Source organism: Telluria sp. ZB4P34 (genome assembly GCF_059686055.1).
This window is the reverse complement of record NZ_JCASIF010000011.1, coordinates 52,185-73,504: the sequence shown is the minus strand read 5'-3', so window position 1 is coordinate 73,504 and position 21,320 is coordinate 52,185. Positions and strand designations below refer to the sequence as shown.

Annotated in this window: 16 protein-coding genes and 1 tRNA gene; 1 reads left to right on the top strand and 16 read right to left on the bottom strand. The window is 63.0% G+C overall.

Annotated elements, in window-relative coordinates; genetic code table 11:
- Positions 1–113: 113 nt before the first annotated feature.
- Positions 114–1,514 (bottom strand): L-cystine transporter, encoded by a 1,401-nt coding sequence (locus tag AC56KL_RS17275; RefSeq protein ID WP_497181399.1) that lies wholly within the window; start codon positions 1,512–1,514, stop codon positions 114–116.
- A gap of 265 nt (positions 1,515–1,779) precedes the next feature.
- Between AC56KL_RS17275 and AC56KL_RS17270 the strand changes: the two genes are divergently transcribed.
- Entirely contained in the window at positions 1,780–3,477 is a 1,698-nt protein-coding gene (locus AC56KL_RS17270) for a methyl-accepting chemotaxis protein (protein ID WP_497181398.1), read from the top strand.
- 74 nt (positions 3,478–3,551) lie between these two features.
- Here the strand turns inward: AC56KL_RS17270 and AC56KL_RS17265 are convergent, their stop codons facing one another.
- From AC56KL_RS17265 to AC56KL_RS17195, 15 genes are all read right to left on the bottom strand, one after another.
- Positions 3,552–3,734, bottom strand: coding sequence for a hypothetical protein (locus tag AC56KL_RS17265; protein WP_497181397.1), 183 nt, complete (start codon positions 3,732–3,734; stop codon positions 3,552–3,554).
- A 917-nt stretch (positions 3,735–4,651) separates the two neighbouring features.
- Positions 4,652–4,930: a PAAR domain-containing protein gene (locus AC56KL_RS17260; RefSeq protein WP_497181396.1), complete on the bottom strand. Its 279-nt coding sequence runs from the start codon at positions 4,928–4,930 to the stop codon at positions 4,652–4,654.
- On the bottom strand, positions 4,872–5,588 hold the full coding sequence (locus AC56KL_RS17255; RefSeq protein ID WP_497181395.1) for a hypothetical protein: 717 nt from the start codon (positions 5,586–5,588) through the stop codon (positions 4,872–4,874). The genes AC56KL_RS17260 and AC56KL_RS17255 overlap by 59 nt, the downstream gene beginning before the upstream one ends.
- Before the next feature lie 427 nt (positions 5,589–6,015).
- Complete coding sequence (locus AC56KL_RS17250) at positions 6,016–6,291, bottom strand: hypothetical protein (protein WP_497181394.1); 276 nt, start codon at positions 6,289–6,291, stop codon at positions 6,016–6,018.
- Positions 6,288–11,207, bottom strand: a complete 4,920-nt coding sequence (locus AC56KL_RS17245) for an RHS repeat-associated core domain-containing protein (protein ID WP_497181393.1) — start codon at positions 11,205–11,207, stop codon at positions 6,288–6,290. The genes AC56KL_RS17250 and AC56KL_RS17245 overlap by 4 nt, the downstream gene beginning before the upstream one ends.
- A 10-nt stretch (positions 11,208–11,217) precedes the next feature.
- Positions 11,218–14,250 (bottom strand): type VI secretion system Vgr family protein, encoded by a 3,033-nt coding sequence (locus tag AC56KL_RS17240; RefSeq protein WP_497181392.1) that lies wholly within the window; start codon positions 14,248–14,250, stop codon positions 11,218–11,220.
- 494 nt (positions 14,251–14,744) lie between these two features.
- Positions 14,745–14,820: transfer RNA gene (locus tag AC56KL_RS17235), tRNA-Lys, on the bottom strand.
- A gap of 88 nt (positions 14,821–14,908) precedes the next feature.
- Entirely contained in the window at positions 14,909–15,664 is a 756-nt protein-coding gene (gene ybgF, locus AC56KL_RS17230) for a tol-pal system protein YbgF (RefSeq protein ID WP_497181391.1), read from the bottom strand.
- Between the two features lie 111 nt (positions 15,665–15,775).
- Positions 15,776–16,297: a peptidoglycan-associated lipoprotein Pal gene (pal, locus tag AC56KL_RS17225; protein ID WP_497181390.1), complete on the bottom strand. Its 522-nt coding sequence runs from the start codon at positions 16,295–16,297 to the stop codon at positions 15,776–15,778.
- Positions 16,298–16,332: 35 nt separating this feature from the next.
- Positions 16,333–17,598 (bottom strand): Tol-Pal system beta propeller repeat protein TolB, encoded by a 1,266-nt coding sequence (tolB, locus tag AC56KL_RS17220; RefSeq protein WP_497181389.1) that lies wholly within the window; start codon positions 17,596–17,598, stop codon positions 16,333–16,335.
- 21 nt (positions 17,599–17,619) lie between these two features.
- Positions 17,620–18,555 carry a cell envelope integrity protein TolA gene (gene tolA, locus AC56KL_RS17215; RefSeq protein ID WP_497181388.1) on the bottom strand — a complete coding sequence of 312 codons (936 nt, stop codon included), beginning with the start codon at positions 18,553–18,555 and terminating at the stop codon, positions 17,620–17,622.
- Between the two features lie 19 nt (positions 18,556–18,574).
- Positions 18,575–19,006: a biopolymer transporter ExbD gene (locus AC56KL_RS17210; RefSeq protein ID WP_497181387.1), complete on the bottom strand. Its 432-nt coding sequence runs from the start codon at positions 19,004–19,006 to the stop codon at positions 18,575–18,577.
- A gap of 15 nt (positions 19,007–19,021) precedes the next feature.
- Positions 19,022–19,705, bottom strand: a complete 684-nt coding sequence (tolQ, locus tag AC56KL_RS17205; protein ID WP_497181386.1) for a protein TolQ — start codon at positions 19,703–19,705, stop codon at positions 19,022–19,024.
- 42 nt (positions 19,706–19,747) lie between these two features.
- Complete coding sequence (ybgC, locus tag AC56KL_RS17200; protein WP_497181385.1) at positions 19,748–20,152, bottom strand: tol-pal system-associated acyl-CoA thioesterase; 405 nt, start codon at positions 20,150–20,152, stop codon at positions 19,748–19,750.
- Positions 20,153–20,483: 331 nt separating this feature from the next.
- Complete coding sequence (locus AC56KL_RS17195) at positions 20,484–21,230, bottom strand: SDR family oxidoreductase (RefSeq protein WP_497181384.1); 747 nt, start codon at positions 21,228–21,230, stop codon at positions 20,484–20,486.
- Between the last annotated feature and the right edge of the window lie 90 nt (positions 21,231–21,320).

Below are 21,320 nucleotides of genomic sequence, written 5' to 3'. Positions count from 1 at the left end.
ATCATAGACGGATTCTACGGGCGCAAAGCGCACGATTGCAGGGCTTCCGGCGTGGCTCGCCGTAGCGTCGGAAGGGTCTTACACAAGCCTCGTGCATCCCCTCGAAGCGGTATTCAGACGGCTTGCGCCTCGCTGTCGAGATTGATTTCCGCATTGCTATTAAACACCCGCATGTCGGTCTGCCCGAGGATGCGGCTGGTGAGCGTGCCGGCCGTGATGGAACCGCTCACGTTGAGGGCGGTGCGGCCCATGTCGATCAGCGGTTCCACCGAAATCAGCAGGCCCGCCAGCGCCACCGGCAGGTCCATCGCCGACAGCACGATCAGGGCGGCAAAGGTGGCGCCGCCGCCGACCCCGGCCACGCCGATCGACCCGAACGCGACGATGGCCAGCAGCGGCAGCAGGAAGCCGGCCGTGAACGGGTCGATGCCCACGGTGGGCGCGATCATCACCGCCAGCATGGCCGGGTAGATGCCGGCGCAGCCGTTCTGGCCGATGGTGGCGCCGAAGGAGGCGGCGAAGTTGGCGATGCCTTCCGGCGTGCCCAGGCGCACCGTCTGGGTCGCCACGTTCATCGGGATGCTGCCTGCGCTGGTGCGCGAGCTGAAGGCGAACGCCAGCACCGGGAAGATCTTCGCCACGTAGCGCACCGGATTCACGCCGCTGCCCGCGACCATCAGCAGGTGCACGCAGAACATCAGCGCCAGCGCGCAATAGGAGGCAGCGACGAAGCTGGCCAGGCTCAGGATGTCCTGCAGGCTCGAGCTTGCAACCATCTTGGTCATCAGGGCGAGTACGCCGAACGGGGTCAGGCGCAGCACCAGGGTGACCATGCGCATCACGATCACGTGGACCACGTGCACGAAGCCGCTGAAGGATTGGAATACCTCGGGTTTCTTGCCGGCGATGCCGGTCGCGGAGATGCCGATGAAGATCGCGAACACCACTACCGCGATGGTCGAGGTCTTGCGCGCCCCGGTCATGTCGAGGAAGGGATTGGCGGGAATGAAGGAGAGGAGCATGCTCGGCAGCGAGATTTCCTGGGCCGCCGCCAGGTTGCCCTGCAAATATTCGCCGCGCGCCACTTCGGCGGTGGAGCTTGTCAAGCCGACGGCGCTCAGCCCGAAGAGCTTGGCCATCAGGATGCCGATGATCGCCGCCACGATCGTGGTGGCGATCAGGATGCCGATTGTCAAGGTACTGATGGCGCCGAGCGACGCGGCATTGCGCAGCTTGAGGATGGCCTGCACGATCGACACCATGATCAGGGGAATGACGATCATCTGCAGCAGCTTCACGTAGCCGCTGCCGACCACGTCGATCCACGCATTGGTGGCGCCGATCTCGGGCGCGCTTGCGCCGTACACGGCCTGCAGCGCCGCACCCAGCACGATGCCCAGGCCAAGGCCGGTGAACACGCGCCTGGTGAAGGAAACGTGCATCGCCTGCAGGCGGTAGAGCAGCACGCACACGGCCAGCGCCACGGTCAGGTTGATCAGGACAGGAATGTTCATCGAAGCCTTTGCAGTGCAGCTAGTTCGCTACGGAAATCAATCGCAGCATTCTATAGGCAAACCGGCATTGACGCCTGGGCTGGTGCTCCCCCGGAGGCCATGCCATCACGCCGCCGAGGGCGATTCGGTGCTTCGCAGCCGTCAGTTCACGGGAATGCAACTCATAGCAACTGCTTATTGTCTCCCCCACATTCGGTATGGGTATCTAGATATTTCCATAATACAATTGTAATTACATCAATCCACATTGTTAACCTCTCCTTTTATGTTCCAACACATCAGTATCAAGGCCCGCCTGGTCTTTGTTATCGCATTCCTGGCCGCGGAACTCGTCGCCGGCGCCGTCGTGGGCCTCTATAGCTTGAGCGTGGCGAACGCCGAGCTGAAGAGCATGCACGACGACCGGGTCGTCGCCCTCGGCCAGCTGGGCCACGTGATGCAGCTGACCACGCTGAACCAGCTGCTGGTCGCCAAGGCGGCGCCGCTCGAAGACAGCGGCAAGCGCGAGGCCATGATGGCCGAGGTCGACGCGAACGTCGCGGCCATGTCGGCCACCTGGAAAGCCTACGAGCAGACCAAGCTGACGGACGAGGAAGCCGTGCTGGTCGCCAGGTTCGTCGAGGCCCGCAAGGCCTTCCTGGCGCAGGCTTTGCAGCCGGCGGTCGCGGCCGTGCGCGCGGGCGACGGCGCACTGGCCACCCAGATCCTGTCGGGTGACATGGCGCGCCTGTTCCAGCCGATGCGCGCGGTCGGCAGCCAGCTGATCGAACTGCAGCAGCGCGTGGCGAAGGCCGAGTACGAGCAGTCGCAGCAGAATTACGCGATGGTGCGCCTGGTATGCCTGTCGGGCCTCGGCTTCGGCCTCTTGATGGCAGCGGTGATCGGCGCGCTGCTGGTGCGCGCTATCGTGCGTCCGATCGAGCAGGCGGTGCGCATTGCCGGCGCCGTGGCCGCCGGCGACCTGACCCAGAAGATCGAGGTGAGCTCGCACGACGAGACCGGCCGCCTGCTGCTGGCGCTGAAGGACATGAATGCGTCGCTGGTGCAGATCGTCACCCGCGTGCGGGGCGGCACCGACACCATCGCCACTGCGTCCGGCCAGATCGCCGCCGGCAACCTCGACCTGTCGAGCCGCACCGAGCAGCAGGCGGGCTCGCTGGAGGAAACCGCCTCGTCGATGGAAGAGCTGACCTCGACCGTGCGCCAGAACGCCGACAACGCGCGCCAGGCCAATGCATTGGCGGCCTCGGCCCAGCAGGTGGCGGGCAAGGGCGGCGAAGTGGTGGAGCAGGTGGTGCGCACCATGGGCGCGATCAATAGTTCGGCGACGCGCATCGTCGACATCATCACCGTCATCGACGGCATCGCCTTCCAGACCAACATCCTGGCGCTGAACGCGGCGGTGGAAGCGGCGCGCGCAGGCGAGCAGGGCCGCGGTTTCGCGGTGGTCGCGGGCGAGGTGCGCAACCTGGCGCAGCGCAGCGCGGCGGCGGCCAAGGAAATCAAGGCCCTGATCGACGATTCGGTGGAGAAGGTGCAGCACGGCTCCGAGCTGGTCGACCAGGCCGGCGCGACCATGGCGGAGATCGTGCAGAGCGTGGGCCGCGTGACCGACATCATGTCGGAAATCACGGCCGCCAGCCAGGAGCAGACCGCCGGCATCGAGCAGATCAACAGCGCGGTGACGCAGATGGACCAGGTGACGCAGCAGAACGCTGCATTGGTGGAGCAGGCTTCGGCCGCCGCCCAGTCGCTGCAGGAAGAAGCGGCGGCGCTGGCGCAGGCGGTCGGGACCTTCAGGCTGGATGCACAGGCTGTCCAGGCGGCGGCGCCCGCCAGGCGTGTCGCGCTGCCGGCAGTGCAGCCGGTGCGGGCGCTGGCACGGGCAACTGCGAAAGCCGGTGCATCGAAGCCGGCCCGCAAGCAGGCCGCGGAGGCTACCGAAGGCTGGGAAGCGTTCTAGGCGTCATGTCGGCGCCGCGTGTCCTGGACAGTGCGCCTGGAGCAGAAGGCCTCGCCGCCGGCGCCACGGAAGTATTATTCTGCAGCAATGACGATCGCAGCCAGGCCCAGGCACAGGCCGATGGCCACGCCCATGCGCTGGCGCACGCGGCGGCTGTTCGATACGACGCTCTTGGCGAAGGTGCGTTTCGGTGCACGTGGATTGCTGCGATCGACCGTTCCCGGATGGACGTGTGCGTGGGTGCGTTCGGTGTTCATGCTGGATTCCTTTCGCCGTCTCCGCCGGAGACTGGCATGAATGTTGTCATGGCGCTCGGGTACGGCGCCGGGGAGAAAACGTGGCTCGGCTGAAGTCGCGATGACCGCGCTCGCCGAGCTCAGGCAAGCCGGGCGGCATTAAGGCCGGACCCGGCAAGGGACGGGGTCCCGATCGGCTGCCTGGCAGAGAGCAGGGCTGACCGGCAGGCAGAACCGGCACGCAGCTCGCGCGCGTCCGGAGTGTGTAGGTAAAGCCTGATCGACATGCTATGCCAGTAACGCTTCATCAGGGATCCGATCCGCAATGCGTGCCCAAAAGTGGCCGCATCGGATGTTGTTGATTTTACATGCACGCCCCGGGAATGCAAGGGTGCACACGATTCCTTCGGATTTCAAGGAGTTTCCCTAAGCCAACACCCTGTATGTCACAATATCCCGCTGCCGCGGCTTAATGTCAAGCAATTGCGGCATGGCGTAGGCCGGAACCAACACTTACTGTCCAGCGCTGCAGAAGCATATGACCGGCGAGGTCGGTGCAAGTTCAGCGCTCGATACAAAAACAGGAGGGTGTGCCTTGTTTTTGCATCATGTCGACGCGGGCGCCGATGGGGCTTGGGAAGTTGCCAAGCCCGATGTGTCGTCTTGGCGTGTGAGGAAGCTGACGCGGCTCGCTGCGCCGCAAGCCGGAATGCGAAAAGCCCATGAACGCAGTTCGTGGGCTTCCTGTGTATTCGTGGTAGGCCGTGCGGGATTCGAACCTGCGACCAACGGATTAAAAGTCGCCGGGTCGAAATGAACATTCTTTATTAATCAATGACTTGCAACGCTTTCCAATTGCGATAACCATTCCTGCGCAAGGGGAGGAATGGTAGCTTATCGGGAGTCACGTTACAAGTACGTCACATGGCGATTCGGCCTCAACTGACCGTCGCAGGAACGTTGCCGATCAGCTTGCACCCGCATTCCGTCGTGCATCCTTCGACCGCAACGGGCACCCCGTCAACTGTCAGTGTGTTGTGGGCGGTGATGATCTTGTTTACGCCATGTGGTTTGCCACCAGGGTAGGGCAGCGGACAATCAACTTTATCACCCAGTCGGGCGATCGCTCTTCCCCTGATGTCGTGGTTGGGCGAACCGCTAATAACTGTGCCGCCATGATCGGTTTCGTCTCCGACTGTAATAATCTTCAATGACATTTGGCTCTCCAGTAAAATCGGTGACATTAGTAGACCGGTGGGCCGTCCAAGGGCGAATGGCTGTGCATTTATACCAAACCTCGATACCGCACCATGTCGACTTCAGATCGGCTCTCGAAACTACTCCACCCCAAGGGAACTCGAACACATCGGCGCCGAGTGATGTCGATGAAGGCATGCATGCCAGATGCTTCGAGAGCATCGTTGTGAGTGTTTTCTTCTCGACCAGTAGGTCGTTCTCCGTGGCGTCATAACCCAGGGCAGCCACCCGGCTCTTTGTAAGCGTCAGCGTGACCCCGTGTACGACGTCTTTGAAGAATCTGATGCCTGCCAAGAACCCCTGCCCCCACAACAGAACTGAATCCGGGCCATACACGACATAATCCGGCGCGGATTTTCCGGCATTCATGTGCTGGCCAAGGCCACGGTCGAATTCCGAGCGTGCAAGTCCGGGAAAGACCAGTACCTGATCAGCGGTGCATAAGACACCGTTGTCTGAAGAAAAGCAGATGTTCAATGTTGTCATTTTTGGGGCAGGTATAGGGGCGCCCACCAGCGCTACCGCGATGCCGTCTACGGTAAAATGTGGCGCGCCGCTGGTGAGCACCTTGCCGCTGTGGCTGGTGAGGTCACTGACGCGGATAACTCGTTTGCTCATGAAGCCCTATGTGCTTCTTCGCTGGCCCAGCGGGTTGTAGCTGAACCAGCTTGGACTCTCCACGGTGATGGGTGTAAGCATGCGTTTGAATCAGTCTGCATGAACGATCTGCAACACTCGAAGCAACTGCTCGTCCGTAGCGCCAGCCCTTCCGGTATCAACATCAACGGAAGCATTTCAGCAGACGCAGTAGTCGTTTTCCGAAGGGTTTGATCGGAGAATGCTCCAGCAGTTAATGCACTGGTAGAACGTCAATCCGAGACTGGTAGCGTCGCTCCGACGGCATGGTTTAAATCTACGATGACCAAGTTGTTCTTCGACATAAATCATCTATCAGTCGTTATGTAGCATGAGCCGTCCGGCTAGTAATACCGATTCCAGTTGTATAGAGCCCTGTCTCCTCATCCTCATGCTGCCCTTTGAACTATCAAATGGATTGCACTTGCTTCTTGGTTGACCTACCAAGTTTTTCAAGTCTTCCCCACCAATCTTTTTGCAATAAATGAGGCAAGTAAAAATCGCCAAGCCACTTCACGTGGCAGCGCATCTCTATCTGCTTCAAAGCATCTTTGCGAGTATCTGCCAACAGAGTTTGGTCTAACGCCAAATTAGCTAGGTGCTGCAACTCATCAGCATCTTTAATAAATCCTCCTCGATGTAAATCGGCGACGATGCTGGTAATTAATTCTGAAAAGGTCGTCATCGTTTAATTGCTCCTGTGTATTTGCCTCCTGCGGTTACGACTTGCCACCCCCCTCCGGTTTTGTCAGGTCCCCACTGTAGCTGAGGAGCCACTTTTCCTTCAAGTAACATTTGATTCCAAGTTAGGGCAACAGGACTTTCAAATTCTGCAGAATTGTTTGGTGGAAGCGCAAGTTTTTGGCGTCTTTCCGCAGGTGTTGTTCCAGCCGAGCATCGTGTCACAAATACCCCTGACGCTGCACCTGCGTCGGATTCAGTAATTGTGAATTGCTCCCCGGCGCGTCCATGAGAAGCATAAATTTGACCATCAAAGCTGCTTACTACCTCCTGCCGCTGCTGTTTTGAAAGTCCTCGTGCTTTCAAAAGGTTTCTCGCAGTGTTATTTTTGATTGGAACTCCTGTGCATGTGGTAAGCCCCAACGGGTCTATCCATCCAGTTGGATTTGGCGCGTACCCATAGAGATTCTCACCACCATTGAGCCCGACCGGGTCTTGGGTGAGGTACCTCGCCGTATCGGGATCGTAATATCGATACCGGTTGTAATGCAGTCCGGTCTCATCATCAAGGTACTGCCCCTGAAACCGTATAGGATTCCGTATCCCCGCCTTGCGCGCCGCTTCGCTGATCGCCTCCTTGGCCTGCCCCCATGCCTTGTACTGCGCCGACCAGGCGACTTGGCCCTCGCAATCCGTCAATTCCTGCGGAGTACCCAGATGATCGCATTGATAGAAGGCGATCTCATCCTTACCGAACGGCTCGGCTTCCTGCTCGTACTCACCATTCCACAGCGGATCAAGCGCAATATCGTACTTGCCGTCGTTGCCCGCCATCAGCGCCTTGACATCGGTGGTCGGCGCCAGCCGAAGTGCCTGGCTTCGGGTGGCCTGCACCAGCGGCACGAAGCTGTTGTGCTCGTACACATAATGCACTGTCCGTTCGCCTGCGGCATGGCCCCGGTGCACGCTGCTTTCCAGCGCCAGCGTGTCGCCGTCCCAGCCGTACATGGTCCGGGCAATCTCCCGGACTGCAGTGCCATCTATCGCCCCGCTGTGCTTGGCAATGCGCCGCCCCAGCGGATCGTAAGCAAAGGTGGTGACGCCATGCCAGGTCGTGGCCCGGGTCATCCGGTTGAACGCATCCCATTCATACTTGGACCGAAGGCCGTCCTGGGTACGTTCAACGACGTTGCCGCGTTCGTCGTAGCGGTAGCTGACGCCGGCATATTCCTTGAGCAGATTGTCCAGAAGCTTTGGCAGCGGGGCGCGGAGGGCAACGGGTTTTTGCTGTGCGGTATCGGCTGCCTGGATGTTGCCGGCCGGGTCGAAGGCGAAGGTTTCGTGGCCCAATGCGCTGTTTGCCGCCAGCAGCCGTCCGACCGGGTCGTAGCGGTATTCGACGCGGCCGCGCCGGTTGTCTTCGACGCTCTTCAGTTGGCCAGACGGGTCGTAGCGGTAGCGTCGTAGGATCGCGGCTTGCATGCCGGCCTGGACGTCGGGGCGGTACGGGGTGGGTTGGAAATTCCGATCTGTCCGGCTGGCCTGCGCGATGGCGCCGATCTGCTGCTCGACCAGGCGACCAAGCGGGTCGTACTTCATCGTTTGCAGCAGGCCGTTGGCTTGGGTGCGGCCGGTTTCCTGGTACAGCGCGTCGCGTTCGAAGGAGAAGAGGTCCTGCCCGTCGAGCAGCAGACCGTGCACGTGGCCGGCGCCGAAGGTCAGCCATTCGATGCGGTGGCCGTCGGGGCGGACCGTGCCGGTGCGCTGGTTGAGTTCGTCGTAGTGGTGGTGCCAGACCGCGGTGCGCCTGTCGGGGTGGAACGGACCCTGGTAGTGCTGGTGCTCGCGCACCAGATTACCGACAGGGTCGTAGAACCATTGCAGCCTGGCGTGCTCGTTCTTCGCTTCTGCTAGTTGTCCGTTGGCGTTGTAGGCGAAGGTTTCGATCTGCTCCGTCTGACCGAGGAGTGCGGCCCGGCGTTGCACGAGTCGGCCCATGGGGTCGAAGTCGAGCCGCGTGGTGACGCCGGCTTCGACGGTTTCCGCCAGCACGCCTCTGGCTTCGTCGTAGCGGTACTCGGTGGACTTGCCGTCGAAGCCCTGTTCCTGCAGTAGGCGCCCAACGGGGTCGTACTGGAAACGGTAGACGCTGTCGTTTTCGTTTTCCAGCGCCGACAGGCGTCCGAGCGCATCCCACTCATAGCGCAGGCTGTGTCCTAGCGCGTCGGTGCGCTTCGCGATCAAGCCTGCCGCGGTGTAGCGGTAGGCGGTGGTGCGCTGCAATGCGTCGGTGTGCGCCAGCAGCCGGCCTTCGGCGTCGTGGCGAAACTGCTCCTGGCTGCCGTCGGGGTGGATGACGGCTTCCAGCTGGCCGGGATGATTGCCGTTCCCCTCGTTGTGTGCTTGCGCCAGCGTTTCGCTACTTAACGGCGTATAGCGGTAGCGGGTCACGTTACCTGCGGCGTCGATGCTCTTGAGCAGGCGCTTGCGCTCGTCGTATTCCCACTGGCTGCTATGCCCGGAACAGTCGGTGTAGCCGGCGAGTTGGCCGTCCCGGGAGTACGCGAGTTTCTTGACGCCGCCCTTGGCGTCAAGGACTTCGATCGGCCGGCCGTCCTTGTCGTATGCGTACTGGGTCTTGTTGCCGAGCGGGTCGGTTTCCTCGATCAGCCGGCCCTGGGCATTGTAGTCGCGCCGCCAGATGCCGCCCTCGGCGTCGCGGATACCGGTGATGCGGTGCTGGCTGTCATACTCGAAGTGGACCTGGCTGCCGTCGGCGCGGGTGTGGGTGAGCAGGTTACCGTGCTCGTCGTAACGGTGATGCTCGCTGCTACCGTCGGTGTGGATGTGACGGACGATGTTCTTGGCGTCGTCGCGGAACAACCATTCCTCGCCCCCGTCCGGATACACGATGCGGTAGGTGTAGCCGGCGATGTCGTAGTAGTAGCGGGTCTCCTGGCCGAGCGCATCAAGGACGTAGGTCAGGCGGATGTTCTTGTCCCACTCGAGCCGGGTGTCGAAGCTGCCGTCATCAAGCCACTCGCGGATTGCCTTGGCGTGAAGCCCGCTGTCGATGCTGGTGTCATAGGCGAGGTTCATGCCGCGCCCGGTGCGGTCGGTGTACCGGGTGACGAGGTGATGGTCGTACCGGTACTGCCAGGCGGCGGCGTTTTCGTCCTGGGCGCCGATCAGGTCGCCGTGCTCGTCGTAGTCGTAGGCAGCGAGCTGGCGCACCAGCTTGGCGTCCCGGATTTCCCAGAGCGCGCGGATGCAGCCAGTATGGAGGTCGACTTGGGTGCCGGCATGGGCGACGATGGTATCGCCCTGCTTGCTGATGATGTCGCTGAGTACTTCCTCGCCGGCGTATGGGCCATCGACGACGACGTGGTCGTAGCGCAGGCCAAGGGCGGCGCCGTCGCGCGCATGCAGCGCGATCAGCCGGAAATGCTCCTTGCCCAGGTCGCCTACCTTGGCGCGCACCGTGTCGACCAGCTCGTAGGTTTCGCGCCAGGGGCTGGGTTCGCCCTCGGACAGCGGCTTGCCGAAGTCGAGCGTGAGCAGGGTGGCGCTCATGCGGGTGAGCGTGATCTGCTCGACCGGGTCGTGGTGACGCTGGCCGACACCCAGGTACGGATAGCGGTGGCTGCGGCCGTCGGCGGAGTGATAGAGCAGGGCGGTTGGCTTGCCTTTGCCGACGAGGTCGATGCGGGTGCTGTACGGGGTGAGCCAGCGCGCGCCGAGGTTGCCGCGGTCATAGGCAGTCAGCTGGCTGCGGTAGGTGCGGCTCCATGTGATGGGGAGCGGCGCGTCCAGCACAAAATCAAGGTGGGTGAAGGTTTCGGCGCCGGTGGCGAAGCTGATCGAGTGCGCGGTTCCTCCTTTGGCGGGGCACAGCTTGCAGGCATTGGCGTCGCCCGTGGCCGGGCGTTGCCGGCTGGTGGCGCCCAGCTCGTGGCCGGGGTTGGTCTTCTTGTGGTCCGCGCCCTTGCTTGATGGGACCAGGGCGGGGTGCCGCCTCTTGTGCTTGGTGGCGGCGTCGCGCAGCCGCGCCAGGATCCACCGGATGCTCATCTGCTTCTGTTCGTCGGCCAGGGCGGCGAGCTTGCCGCGAAAGGCCGGCTTGAAGTCGGTCAAGTGGCCGATGAGCTTGTCTACGCCCGCTGTCGCGCTCGTCGGCAGCTGGCTGGCCGCCGCCGCGACCACGTAGTTCGCGCTCATCTTGTACTGCCGGCCGAGGGCGCCAATCATGCGGCGCCAGCTGCTTTGCGCTTTCGGGTCGTGCAGCTTGGTCTCTACTTCCGCCGGGGTGGCCACGTCGAACAGCGGTTCCTGGCCGATGCAGCGCTTGAGGACTTTAACGAGATCGTCGGCGATGCCGTCGGCAGTATTGGCGCAATCGTCCAGGACACCGGCCAACTTGCCCATCGCGTTGTCGACAAAGGTGTCGATCTCGCCGGCCAGCCTGGCGTTGAGGTGCACGACCAGCACCTCGACCAGCGCGCTGCCGAGATCCTTGGCGCCCGAGGCCAGCTTTTGCCGGACCAGGTGCAGCGCCGGCCGCAGGCTCATGCGCGCGGCGTTGCCTGCCCCCGGGGCTATGCCGATCAGGTTGATGCCAAGGCTTACCCATAGCAGGAAATCGATTTCCTTGGCACCCTTGGCGAGGCCCTTCTGGATGATCGCCACGATATCCATGACGGCGTCAATCAGCGCCATGATGTTGCCGATCACCGGCAGGCTGCCGGCCACAGTGCTCAGGCGCTCCAGCGTGACGTAGTCATGGCTGATGTTGCGCAGCCATTTGTCGAAGGCGGCCGCGCCGGCGCCGACGTCCTGCTGGTCGATGGTGTCGAGCGGGGCGACGGCGACTTCCGGCGCGCGTGCGGCGGGCTTGGGCGGGGCCTGCGTGGGTTCGGTCATGGTGGTTTTTTTATATGACGGATTTTTTCGGGATCGCGGGCGGTACTTCAGCGCTGCGCGGCAGCGCTCCTGGCAAACCGACGATCGACGCGACGGCGGCGGCAGGCTTGCCGGCACTTGACGCGCCAGCCGTCGCGCCGCCCGGGAGCTTGGTCGCGACCTTGCCCGGAGCCGCCTGTCCGGCGGCAGCCAGTAATGCTTGCGCGCCCCCCTTGGGCAGAGACTGCACCGCACTTGCCGCTTGCTGCGCGGTTTGCGCAATCGCGCCGAGCTTGCCGGCAGCACCGCTGGGGCTGCCTGCTGCAGCTACAGCGCCCGCAATCAGTCCGGGCTTGTGCGCCTTTGGCGCAGGCGAAGGCGCAGGCTGGTCAGACGTCGCAGCAGCGGCAGCGGCGCCCGCCTCGGGCCGCGCCGTGGTCGGCCATTCGGTCCCCTGCCCGAGGTAACTGTCTTCATCCCACGGGTCGCGCGGGTCCTTGCCGTAGCTGACTGTTGCCATTCCCATCGGCAGGCCGGCCACGCTAGCAAAACCGTCCTCATCGAGCGTCCCCTGGTGGACGCCACCTTCGGCGTCGACGACGGTGTACTCGCCTTGCCGGATGCCTTGCTTCTTGCCACCTGCCGGATTCACGTACTGGTGATACAAGTCGAGCTGCCCCGGCGCCAGCTGCACCGGCTGCGGCAAGCTCGGCGTGCCTTCGCTCCTGGCGGGTTCGAAGCTGTGGTGTGCCGCGTGTTGGACCCAGTTGCCGCTGGTGCCATGGACGATCCCAGATGCGTTCCAGCGGCTGAAGCTGGTGCCGCCGTTGATCACCACCTCTTCCTTTGCCGTGATCGTGATCCGGTTGGCGGTATGGGTGATGTTGAGCTTGGCCAGGATGTTGACGCTGTCCTTCAAGGCGGTGATGTCGATGTCGGCGCTGGCTGCCACCAGCTTCATGCCGGCCTTATAGGCAAACATGCGCACCGCTTCCTTGACGCTGACGAGAAGGCTCTTGCCCGCGCTCAGGCTGGCATGGCCGCCGCTGCTCAAGGCGGTGTGCTCCACGCTCATCAGGTGGGTGGAACCCTGGGTGCTGGTCTCGATGCCGGCAGGGCTGGCCAGGAGCAGGTGAGGGGCCTGGAATTCCGGGAATTCGCCTTGCACAGGTTGGCCGCCCTGGCCTTTGATGGTGTCGACCTGCGCCTGCAGCGCAGCGACGACCTGGTCCTGGTCGCCCGGCTGGTGCGCCTGCGCCTGCTGCGCGACCTGCGACAGGCTGTCGTGCAGCTCCTTGCCCTGGGCCATGCGTGCCAGCGTCTCCGCCATGTCGGTGATATGGGCACGCGCGTTCGGCCGTCCTTCGGCGCTGAGCAGCAGGCCCTGCTGCGCCCGCACCGCACCAATGCCGTCGGTGCGCAGCTCGAAGCCCTGGCCGCGCGCATCCTTGCGTCCGGCATTGTCTTCGATACGGCTGATGTGGCCGAGGCTGAGCTGGCTGGCGAGATGGTCGCTCTTGAGCTGCGCCTGGATCTGCCCCTGTGTGTCGTCCAGCACCAGATGGTTGCTGCGTCCGCCGGGCGTGTTGCCGCCACCTGCGGTCAGCTCTCGGCTTCTGAGACCCGTCAGCGCCCGCTGTTCGGGCAGCTTCCACGGCGGCATAGTGCGCTGGTTGTACACGGAGCCGGTCACGATCGGATGATCGGGATTGCCGTCGAGCCATTGCACGATCACTTCCGATCCGACCCGCGGATGGCTGGTCAAACCCTTCTCGCCGCCAGCCCAGTTGCTGCTTACTCGTACCCAGCAGCTACCGCTTTCGTCCCGGTCCCAGTGAAACCTGACCTGGATGCGCCCGTACTGGTCCACGTTGAGGCTGCCCTGTCCTTCGGGGCCGACCACGATGGCGGTCTGCAGGGCCAGCAGTCTGGTGTCAAGGCTGTTGAAGCCGCGTCCAGGCCGCCAGGGCACGGCCTTGTCCTGGCAGAGCAGGCGGTTCTTGTACTCGGCGAGCGCGCCCTTGCCTTGCAGGTAATTGTTGCTGGCTTCGTGATGCACTTCCAGGATCAGGAATTCGCTGTCCTCGCTTTGGCTGAAATGGTCGAGGAGCTTGAACCATCTGCCCGGCGCGACCTGCCGGTTATTGCCCTGGGCTTCGACCAGCTGGCCGCGGGCTTCGATTTCTTCCATGCGCAAGCGCGCAAGCTGGTCGGCGCCCGACTGGTCCTTGAAACCGTAATGCCCCTCGTAGCTGTGCACCTCCAGCTGCGGAATATCGCCCTGCTGGTTGATAGTGACGATCTCCGCATGTACCGGGCGCGGGCTCTTGAAGTCGAAGCCGCTCACCGCTGCTTGTCCGGATGCCCAGCGGCGCACCGGGCTCCAGTGGTTGATCGCGTTTTCTTCGGCCGCGCCGCCGGCGCCGTGGAAGCGGATCCCGGGCGACGCCCCGTCGATCGGCGCAGCGGTGCGGGTATCGTCGCAGACCTTCAGCAGGTGACCTTCGTTGGAATGCTCATACCAATAGCTGTAGCCCGCCGCTTCCCAGCGCCGGCACAGGTAGTTGTGGTCGGTCTCGTCCCATTGCGTGGTCATCGTGAACTGCGGCTGTTCGCCAGCGACTTTCCACTCCCAGGCGGGCAGGGCGCCATAGTCGGCGAAGACCGTCTCCGCCTGCTCGCGCAGGCTTTGCGCGTGGAACAACCGGTTGTTCCGGCGCAGGCGCGTGTACGCCAGCCATGGCTTCACGATGGCTTCGTAAAAGGCCACGCCGCCATCCGTCTTGACCAGCTTGAACGACGCGACATAGCCGGTGAACGGACGCAGGCTGCCGTCGTCCAGGACCAGCGATACGCACAGCAGCTTGCCATGCATCGCCTCGAGCTCCATCGCGGCATCGTCGCTCAGCAGTTCCACTTTGAACTCGAAGTCGCGCGACAGGTATTCCGTGCCTGCGAACCGGTTCACCATCAACCTGGATTGCGGGCCGTCGTCCATTGGGAAGGACAAGCGCAACAGGCGGGTGCTTCGGCAGGCTTCCAGCAGTGCTTGCAGGTCAGTCATCGTTTCGCTCATCAGTTGAGTTGAGCTGGCATTGGTGAATTCGGGAAGCACAGAGCGGCTGTTGGAGCGCGTCTGATCGTGCGACGAATCTCATGACTGTAGTAATGAAATTACGATTGACCAGTGACAAAACGCAAGTCCTTGCGAATTCTCGGCGGTTCTTGTGGCAGTGTTGAGTCTTACGGCTTCAGGATCACGACGCAGCACCCGCCGCACATATACGACTCGCTGCTAATGCTGACTTCAAAGGAATGGCGGCATGAAACAGCATGACCGCGTTGGAAGCAAATTGAACCTGGACGCCGTCCTGGCTGGATCGCAGGCGATGGTGAGGCGGTACGCGGGCCTGGCGTGGCATGGATAGCCCATGCGGCGGTAGTCGACGGGCTGGTGCGCGTCACAAGTACGGCGCCGTAGGTAAACAGCGAACTGCTTCGGACACAAAAAAGGCGTCACGATCGCTCGTAACGCCTTGATTTGATGCTGCAAATTCGTGGTAGGCCGTGCGGGATTCGAACCTGCGACCAACGGATTAAAAGTCCGCTGCTCTACCAGCTGAGCTAACGACCCGAAAGAAGCGAGATTATAGGGTGCGCCGCGCTCGCTGTCAAATGCTGTCCGACATCATTTTGAACAGGGCGACGCGGCGCATCCGTGCTTATTTCAGCGATGCCAGGCGGTCTTTCGCGGTGCGCGCGGCGCTCGATTCCGGATACTTCGACACCAGCTGCTGCAGCGTCTTCTTGGCGTTCCTGCTGTCTTTCAGCAGGGCGTAGCTGCTGCCGATGTTCAACATCGCGTCCGGCACCTTCGGGCTGCTGGAATAGGTCGAGGTGAGCACTTCCTGGGCCGCGATCGCCTTCTTGTAGTCGCCCAGGGCGTACCAGGCATTGCCCAGCCAGTACTGCGCATTGGCGGCATAGGCCGAATCCGGGTAGCGGCGCACGAAGTCCTGCAGGGCGGTGGCGGCGGCCGCGTAGTCGGCGGACTGGAACAGGGCGGTCGCGCTCTCGTAGGCGATCTTCTCGGAAGGCATCACCGAGGCGACCTGGCCGTCGACGTTCTCCTGCTGCGGCTCGACCTTCTTGAGGCGTGCGTCGAGGTCGGCGTACAGCTGTTTCTGGCTTTCCTGTGCGCGGGCGATCTGGTTGGCCAGCACTTCGATCTGGCCGCGCAGGCGCGCGATTTCCTGCATGGTCTGCTCGTGCTGGTTCAGCATGTCGAGCTGGACGGTCTTGTCTGACTTGGTTTCGATGCGGGCGTTCAGGTCGCGGGCGATGGCGTCGACCTTGGCGCGCAGGTCGAGGATGGCCTTGCGCGCTTCGTCGTCGTCGAGCAGGCCGGCGGACGCCTGCAGCGGCATCCAGGCTGCCAGGACCAGGCAGGCAAGACGGGACGGGGACAATTTCATCATGGCTTTCTTTCCGGTAGCTGAGTAAAAACAGGGCGGATGCAGTCTGCACTGCCATCCGCCCCGCTGTCAATGCGGCTTGCCTTAAGCCGCATCAGCTCAGTCGATCAAGGATTATTGATAGACGATGTCGGCGCGGCGGTTTTTCGCCCATGCCTCTTCGTCGCTGCCAGTAGCCATCGGCTTTTCTTCGCCCAGGGACACGGCTTCCATCTGGTTGTCCGACACGCCCAGGGTGCCCATTGCACGACGGACGGCTTCGGCGCGCTTCTGGCCCAGGGCCAGGTTGTACTCGGTGCCGCCGCGCTCGTCGGTGTTACCCTGGATCAGGACCTTGCGGCCGGTGTTCTTGGTCAGGTAGCCCGAGTGGTTGGCGACCACCGGCTTGCCGTCTTCGCGCACGACGAAGCTGTCGTAGTCGAAGTAGACGCTGCGGTTGGCCAGCACGCCTTTCGGATCGTTCAGCGGATCGACGCTGCCGGTTTCCACCGGACGGATTTCACGTTGCGGCTCGGCCGGGGCCGGGGCCGGGGTCGGGGTCTTTTCGACGACCGGGGTTTCCTGCAGCTTGGTCGACGAGCAAGCGGTCAGCAGGACAGCCGAAGCGATGAGGGCCAATTTCTGGAAGTTGCGCATGGTTTTTCTCCTTGTCTATTAAAGTTTTACTGCTTTTACTTCATGAAGGGACCCCAGCTGGGCTCCCGAATGTTTCCCGCGTTGGTAGTCAAGCGCTGCTTCACCCGTCCATCCACCGAGACCACGGCCAGCGAGACGCGCCCGCCGCCCTTGGTCGCATACATGATGTACTTGCCGTTAGGCGAAAAACTCGGTTCGGTGGCCCCATCGGCCAGGCGTAGCTCCTGGCCGCTGGCCAGGTCCATCGCGTAAAGGGAAAAACCGCCGCTGCGCTGGGAAATCCAGGCCAGTGTCTTGCCGTCGGAAGACACGCGCGGGCTGATATTGTAATTGCCGTTGAAGGTCACACGGGTCGGGGTGCCGCCCGTGACGCTCATCTTGTACACCTGCGGGCCGCCGCTGCGGTCGCTGGTGAAATAAATGGTCTGGCCGTCCGCCGAGAACTGCGGCTCGGTATCGATCGACGGGCTGTTGGTCAGGCGGCGATGGCCAGTGCCGTCCGAGCTGACCGTGTAGATCTCGGTATTGCCGTCCTTCGAGAGGGCCACGGCCAGCATGCGGCCGTCCGGCGACCAGGAAGGCGCCGAGTTGTTGCCCTTCAGGTTGGAGATGACCTTGCGGTTGCCGGTCATCAGGTCCTGCAGGTAGACGACCGGCTTGCGGTCTTCCATCGAGACGTAGGCGACCTTGGTGCCGTCCGGCGACCAGGCCGGCGAGATGATCGGCTCGCGGCCGCGGGCGGCGATGATTTCGTTCTCGCCGTCGGCATCGGCCACGGCCAGGGTGTAGTTGCGGCCGGCGCGGTCTTCCTTCACGTAGGCGATGCGGGTCGAGAAGACGCCGCGCACGCCGGTCAGCTTTTCGTAGACGTCGTCGGCAATGCGGTGGGCCTGCAGGCGGATGTACTTCGGCTGCACTTCGCCGCCCAGCTGCGAGATCTGCGCGCCCTTGACGGTGTCGTGCAGCTTGTAGCGCACCGCGAAGCGGCCGTCCGCGCCGCGCGTGACGCTGCCGACCACCAGTGCGTCGGCGCCGCTGGCGCGGAAGGCCGCCAGGTCGACGCTGGCGCTGTCGCTGATGACCTGGCGGGCATCGATGACCTTGAACACGCCGCTGCGCTCGAGGTCGGCGCGAATGATGTCGGACACGTCGGCCGGGGCGATGCCTTCGTCGGCGAAAGCGGCGACCGCGACCGGGATCTGGTTGCTGCCGACACCGGCGATTTCGACCTTGATCTGGGCCTGGGCGGCCGTGCCGGCCAGGAGGGTGGCGCTAAACAGCAGGTAATGGAGTTTTTTCATGATCTGTCTTCGAAAACTGAATCAGTCGTAATCTTTCATCGAGAAATTGACGTCGAGGGTGCGTTCCACCGTGCCGTCCTTTTTCTTCGGAAGGGGGGATGCCTTTTTGATACCATTTTCCACTGCTCTGTCAAATTCCGGCACACCGCTGCTTTTTACGAGCCGCACCGACATGATTTCGCCGTTCGGGTACTGCTCGACCTTGAAGATCGCCTTCGGATTGCCCGGCATCGTGGTGCTGCCGCCATAGGCGGTGGCGCTCTTGATCGCGGCTGTGATGGCGGCCACGTAGCCGGAATCGGCCTTCGGCGCTGTCGATTTCTCGGCGGTGCCGCTACTGCCCATCGCGCCAGCAATGCGCTTGAGTTCGTCCTGGCGGATCTTGTCAAGCTTGGCCTGCTCGGCTTTTTCCCTGGCGGCTTTTTCTTTCGCAGATTTCTCGGCGGCCAGCTTCTCTGCCTTCTTCTTCTCGGCGGCTTCCTTTTTGGCGAGTTCTTTCTTCTCGCGCTCAGCGTCTTCCTTCTTTTTCTTTTCGGCGAGCTCTTGCTTGCGTTCTTCTTCTTTACGCTCGCGCTCCTTCTTCTCGGCCAGCGCGCGTTGTTCCTTTTCCTTGCGCGCTTTCTCACGCTCCAGCTTGATGTCCGGCTCGACCGGAGCAGGGCGTTCCACCGGCGGCGGTTCGACCGGGCGCGGCGGCGGCGCCGGCGTGGGTTCCGGTTCCGGCGCGGGAGCGGGCGGCGGTGGCAGAGGCGGCGCGGCGGCGGTTTGCACCGACATGTCCCAGACCTCGGCCTCGACCGCGACCGGTTCCTTGCTCTGCCAGCTGATGCCGAACCACAGGAAGCCGATCAGGACGGCGTGCACCGCGACTGCGAGCAGGAAGGCTGGCAGGCGGCTCGGTTCCGGCGGCACGCGGTAGGGCGCGCCGGCGGTGGCAGGCTGGGGCGTGAGCTTCATCGCGGCAGGGATCGTTTCGTCATTTGGTGGCCAGACCCACCCGGTTGATGCCCATCTTCTTCGCTTCCGAGATCAGCTGGATCACGTCGTCGTATTTGCTGTCGCGATCGCCTTCGATCAAGACCGGATAGTCCGGGTTTTCCTCGTGCAGGGCGCGCAGGCGGGCGAGCAGGGCGGTGCGGTCGGCCACGTCTTCCATGGCGGCCTTCTGCTTGCCGCCGACGCCGATCGACAGCCTGTTGTCCGGCTGGACCGACACCCGGATATAGGTGTCCGGCGGCAGCGCCGATTTTTCGGCTGCCGGCAGGTTCACCACGCTGGGCGCCTGGTTGGCGGGCACCGCCATGAAGATGATGAGCAGCACCAGCATCACGTCGATGTAGGGTACGACGTTGATCTCGGATTTGAAACCGCGTTTGCGTCCGCTGCGCAGGCTGCTGTGTTGGGCCATCCCGTCCTCCGTCGATCAGCGCGCCTGGCGCTGCAGGATGTTCGAGAATTCTTCCACGAAGCTCTCGAAGCGGATCGCAAGGCGATCGATGTCGTGGGTGAAGCGGTTGTACGCGACCACGGCCGGAATCGCCGCGAACAGGCCGATCGCGGTGGCGATCAGCGCCTCGGCGATGCCGGGCGCAACGACTGCGAGGGTCGCCTGCTCCACGCTGGCCAGGCCGCGGAAGGAATTCATGATGCCCCACACGGTGCCGAGCAGGCCGATGTAGGGCGAGACCGAGCCGACCGAGGCCAGGAAATTCAGGTGGATGTCGAGGGCGTCGAGTTCACGCTGGAAGGCGGCGCGCATCGCGCGGCGCGAGCCGTCCAGCACCGGACCCATGTCGGTGGCGTCGCGCGCGGCCTGCTTGCCCTTGATGAATTCGCCCATGCCCGATTCGAAGATGCGTGCCAGCGGGCCGCTCTGGTCGCGCTGGGCGCTGGCGCTCTGGTGCAGGGTATGCAGGTTGCCGCCGGCCCAGAAGCTGCGTTCGAATCCTTCGGTCTGGGCGCGCGCGGCGCGCAGCGCGAAGGCCTTGCGGAAAATATAGGTCCAGCTCACGATCGAGAGGATCAGCAACAGGGCCATGATCAACTGCACCAGGGGGTGGGCGTTGAGGATCAGCGCGGTCAACGAAAGGTCTGGAGTTTCGGTCATCGTGTGGTCTGTTGTCGTATATCTTGTGAAAGTGGCAGGCGCTTATGCGGCGCGCATTTTATCAGCAGCATGATCAGGGAGCGAACGCGGACGCATGGTGACGGTGTCGACGCAGCCGACCTTGACACTGGCCGTGGTCAGGAGCACGTCCCCTTTCCAGGCCTGCTGGGCGAACTGGACCGAAGCGCGGCCGAGCTTTTCGACCGTGGTGCGAATGGTCAGCACGTCATCGAGGCGGGCCGGCGCGTGGTAGTCCAGGGTGGCGCTCTTGACCACGAAGGCCGCGCCTTCGCTGTCGAGCAAGACCTGCTGGCCAATGCCGGCCGCGCGCAGCCATTCGGTGCGGGCACGTTCGAAAAACTTGAGGTAGTTGGCGTAAAACACGATGCCACCGGCGTCGGTGTCTTCGTAATAGACCCTGACTGTCCAGTCGAAAGCTGCGGGCATTTTTCCTGCCATTAAATGAAAATAGGAAACATTTTACGCGATTTTTACCCTCCTTATGTACGCTTGCGAACATAGTGGAGGGAAAAGGTCGGGCCTGCCCTTCGGTGAAGGCGGCTACGGTGCGCAGTAGTAGACGTGAAACATGGTCGAAAGGCCAATTACTGTAACACTTTCTAACAATTGCCGAGCGCGCGATACACAGCCGCAATAACGCAGTTGTAGGGTGGTCGGCTCTGCCGACCGCGCGTTCAAGAAACGTTTAATGCCATGTGGGGTACTTGTTCACGCACTGGCTGAACGCGCGGTCGGCGAAGCCGACCACCCTACGGGGTCAGCTGCGCTTGATCGCGAACGGCGAGAAACCCTGGCAGGTCGGCATCAGTTCGATACTGTTCACGTTCACGTGCGGCGGCAGGGTGGCAATCCAGTAGGCGGTATTCGCGATGTCCTCTGCCGTGAGCGGGGTCGTGCCTTCGTAGACCTTGGCCGCAGCCGCATCGTCGCCCTTGAAGCGCACGTTCGAGAACTCGGTGCCGCCGCACAGGCCCGGCGCCAGGTTGGTCGCGCGCACGCCGGTGCCCACCAGGTCGGCGCGCAGGTTCAGGGTGAACTGTTCCACGAACGCCTTGGTTGCCCCATAGACGTTGCCGCCCGGGTAGGGGTAATGGCCGGCCACCGATCCCAGGTTGATGACCAGGCCGCTACCGCGCGCCACCATGCCCGGCAGGACGGCGCGGGTCATCGTGACCAGGCCCTGGCAATTGGTGGCGATCATCGTGTCCCAGTCTTCCAGCGGCACTTCGTGGGCCGGCCTGGTATTCAGCGCCAGGCCCGCATTATTGACGAGCACGTCGATATCGCGCCAGCCTGCCGGCAGGCCGGCCAGGGCGGCCTCGATCGAGGCGCGGCTGGTGACGTCCAGCGTGACGGGCAGGGCGCTGTCGCCCAGTTCGCGCGCCAGTTCGGCGAGGCGCTCGGTACGGCGGGCGGCGAGGATGGCGCGGTGGCCGTGCTGGACGAAAACGCGCGCCATCGCGGCGCCGAAGCCGGCCGAAGCGCCGGTGATGAAGACGATCATGGTGGATCCCGGGAACGAATGGATGAAGAGGCAGCTGAAAATTGTAGCCGAAATGGCCACAAGTCCGCTGGCGCCCCTCGTGCCCCCTCC

What these genes read in the sequence shown, in the direction of transcription:
- AC56KL_RS17275 (WP_497181399.1), bottom strand. Translation starts at nt 1,514, where the DNA reads ATGAACATTCCTGTCCTGATCAACCTGACCGTGGCGCTGGCCGTGTGC.
- AC56KL_RS17270 (WP_497181398.1), top strand. Translation starts at nt 1,780, where the DNA reads ATGTTCCAACACATCAGTATCAAGGCCCGCCTGGTCTTTGTTATCGCA.
- AC56KL_RS17250 (WP_497181394.1), bottom strand. Translation starts at nt 6,291, where the DNA reads ATGACGACCTTTTCAGAATTAATTACCAGCATCGTCGCCGATTTACAT.
- AC56KL_RS17260 (WP_497181396.1), bottom strand. Translation starts at nt 4,930, where the DNA reads ATGTCATTGAAGATTATTACAGTCGGAGACGAAACCGATCATGGCGGC.
- tolB (WP_497181389.1), bottom strand. Translation starts at nt 17,598, where the DNA reads ATGAAAAAACTCCATTACCTGCTGTTTAGCGCCACCCTCCTGGCCGGC.
- AC56KL_RS17195 (WP_497181384.1), bottom strand. Translation starts at nt 21,230, where the DNA reads ATGATCGTCTTCATCACCGGCGCTTCGGCCGGCTTCGGCGCCGCGATG.
- AC56KL_RS17265 (WP_497181397.1), bottom strand. Translation starts at nt 3,734, where the DNA reads ATGAACACCGAACGCACCCACGCACACGTCCATCCGGGAACGGTCGAT.
- AC56KL_RS17210 (WP_497181387.1), bottom strand. Translation starts at nt 19,006, where the DNA reads ATGGCCCAACACAGCAGCCTGCGCAGCGGACGCAAACGCGGTTTCAAA.
- AC56KL_RS17240 (WP_497181392.1), bottom strand. Translation starts at nt 14,250, where the DNA reads ATGACTGACCTGCAAGCACTGCTGGAAGCCTGCCGAAGCACCCGCCTG.
- AC56KL_RS17255 (WP_497181395.1), bottom strand. Translation starts at nt 5,588, where the DNA reads ATGAGCAAACGAGTTATCCGCGTCAGTGACCTCACCAGCCACAGCGGC.
- ybgC (WP_497181385.1), bottom strand. Translation starts at nt 20,152, where the DNA reads ATGCCCGCAGCTTTCGACTGGACAGTCAGGGTCTATTACGAAGACACC.
- AC56KL_RS17245 (WP_497181393.1), bottom strand. Translation starts at nt 11,207, where the DNA reads ATGACCGAACCCACGCAGGCCCCGCCCAAGCCCGCCGCACGCGCGCCG.
- pal (WP_497181390.1), bottom strand. Translation starts at nt 16,297, where the DNA reads ATGCGCAACTTCCAGAAATTGGCCCTCATCGCTTCGGCTGTCCTGCTG.
- tolA (WP_497181388.1), bottom strand. Translation starts at nt 18,555, where the DNA reads ATGAAGCTCACGCCCCAGCCTGCCACCGCCGGCGCGCCCTACCGCGTG.
- ybgF (WP_497181391.1), bottom strand. Translation starts at nt 15,664, where the DNA reads ATGATGAAATTGTCCCCGTCCCGTCTTGCCTGCCTGGTCCTGGCAGCC.
- tolQ (WP_497181386.1), bottom strand. Translation starts at nt 19,705, where the DNA reads ATGACCGAAACTCCAGACCTTTCGTTGACCGCGCTGATCCTCAACGCC.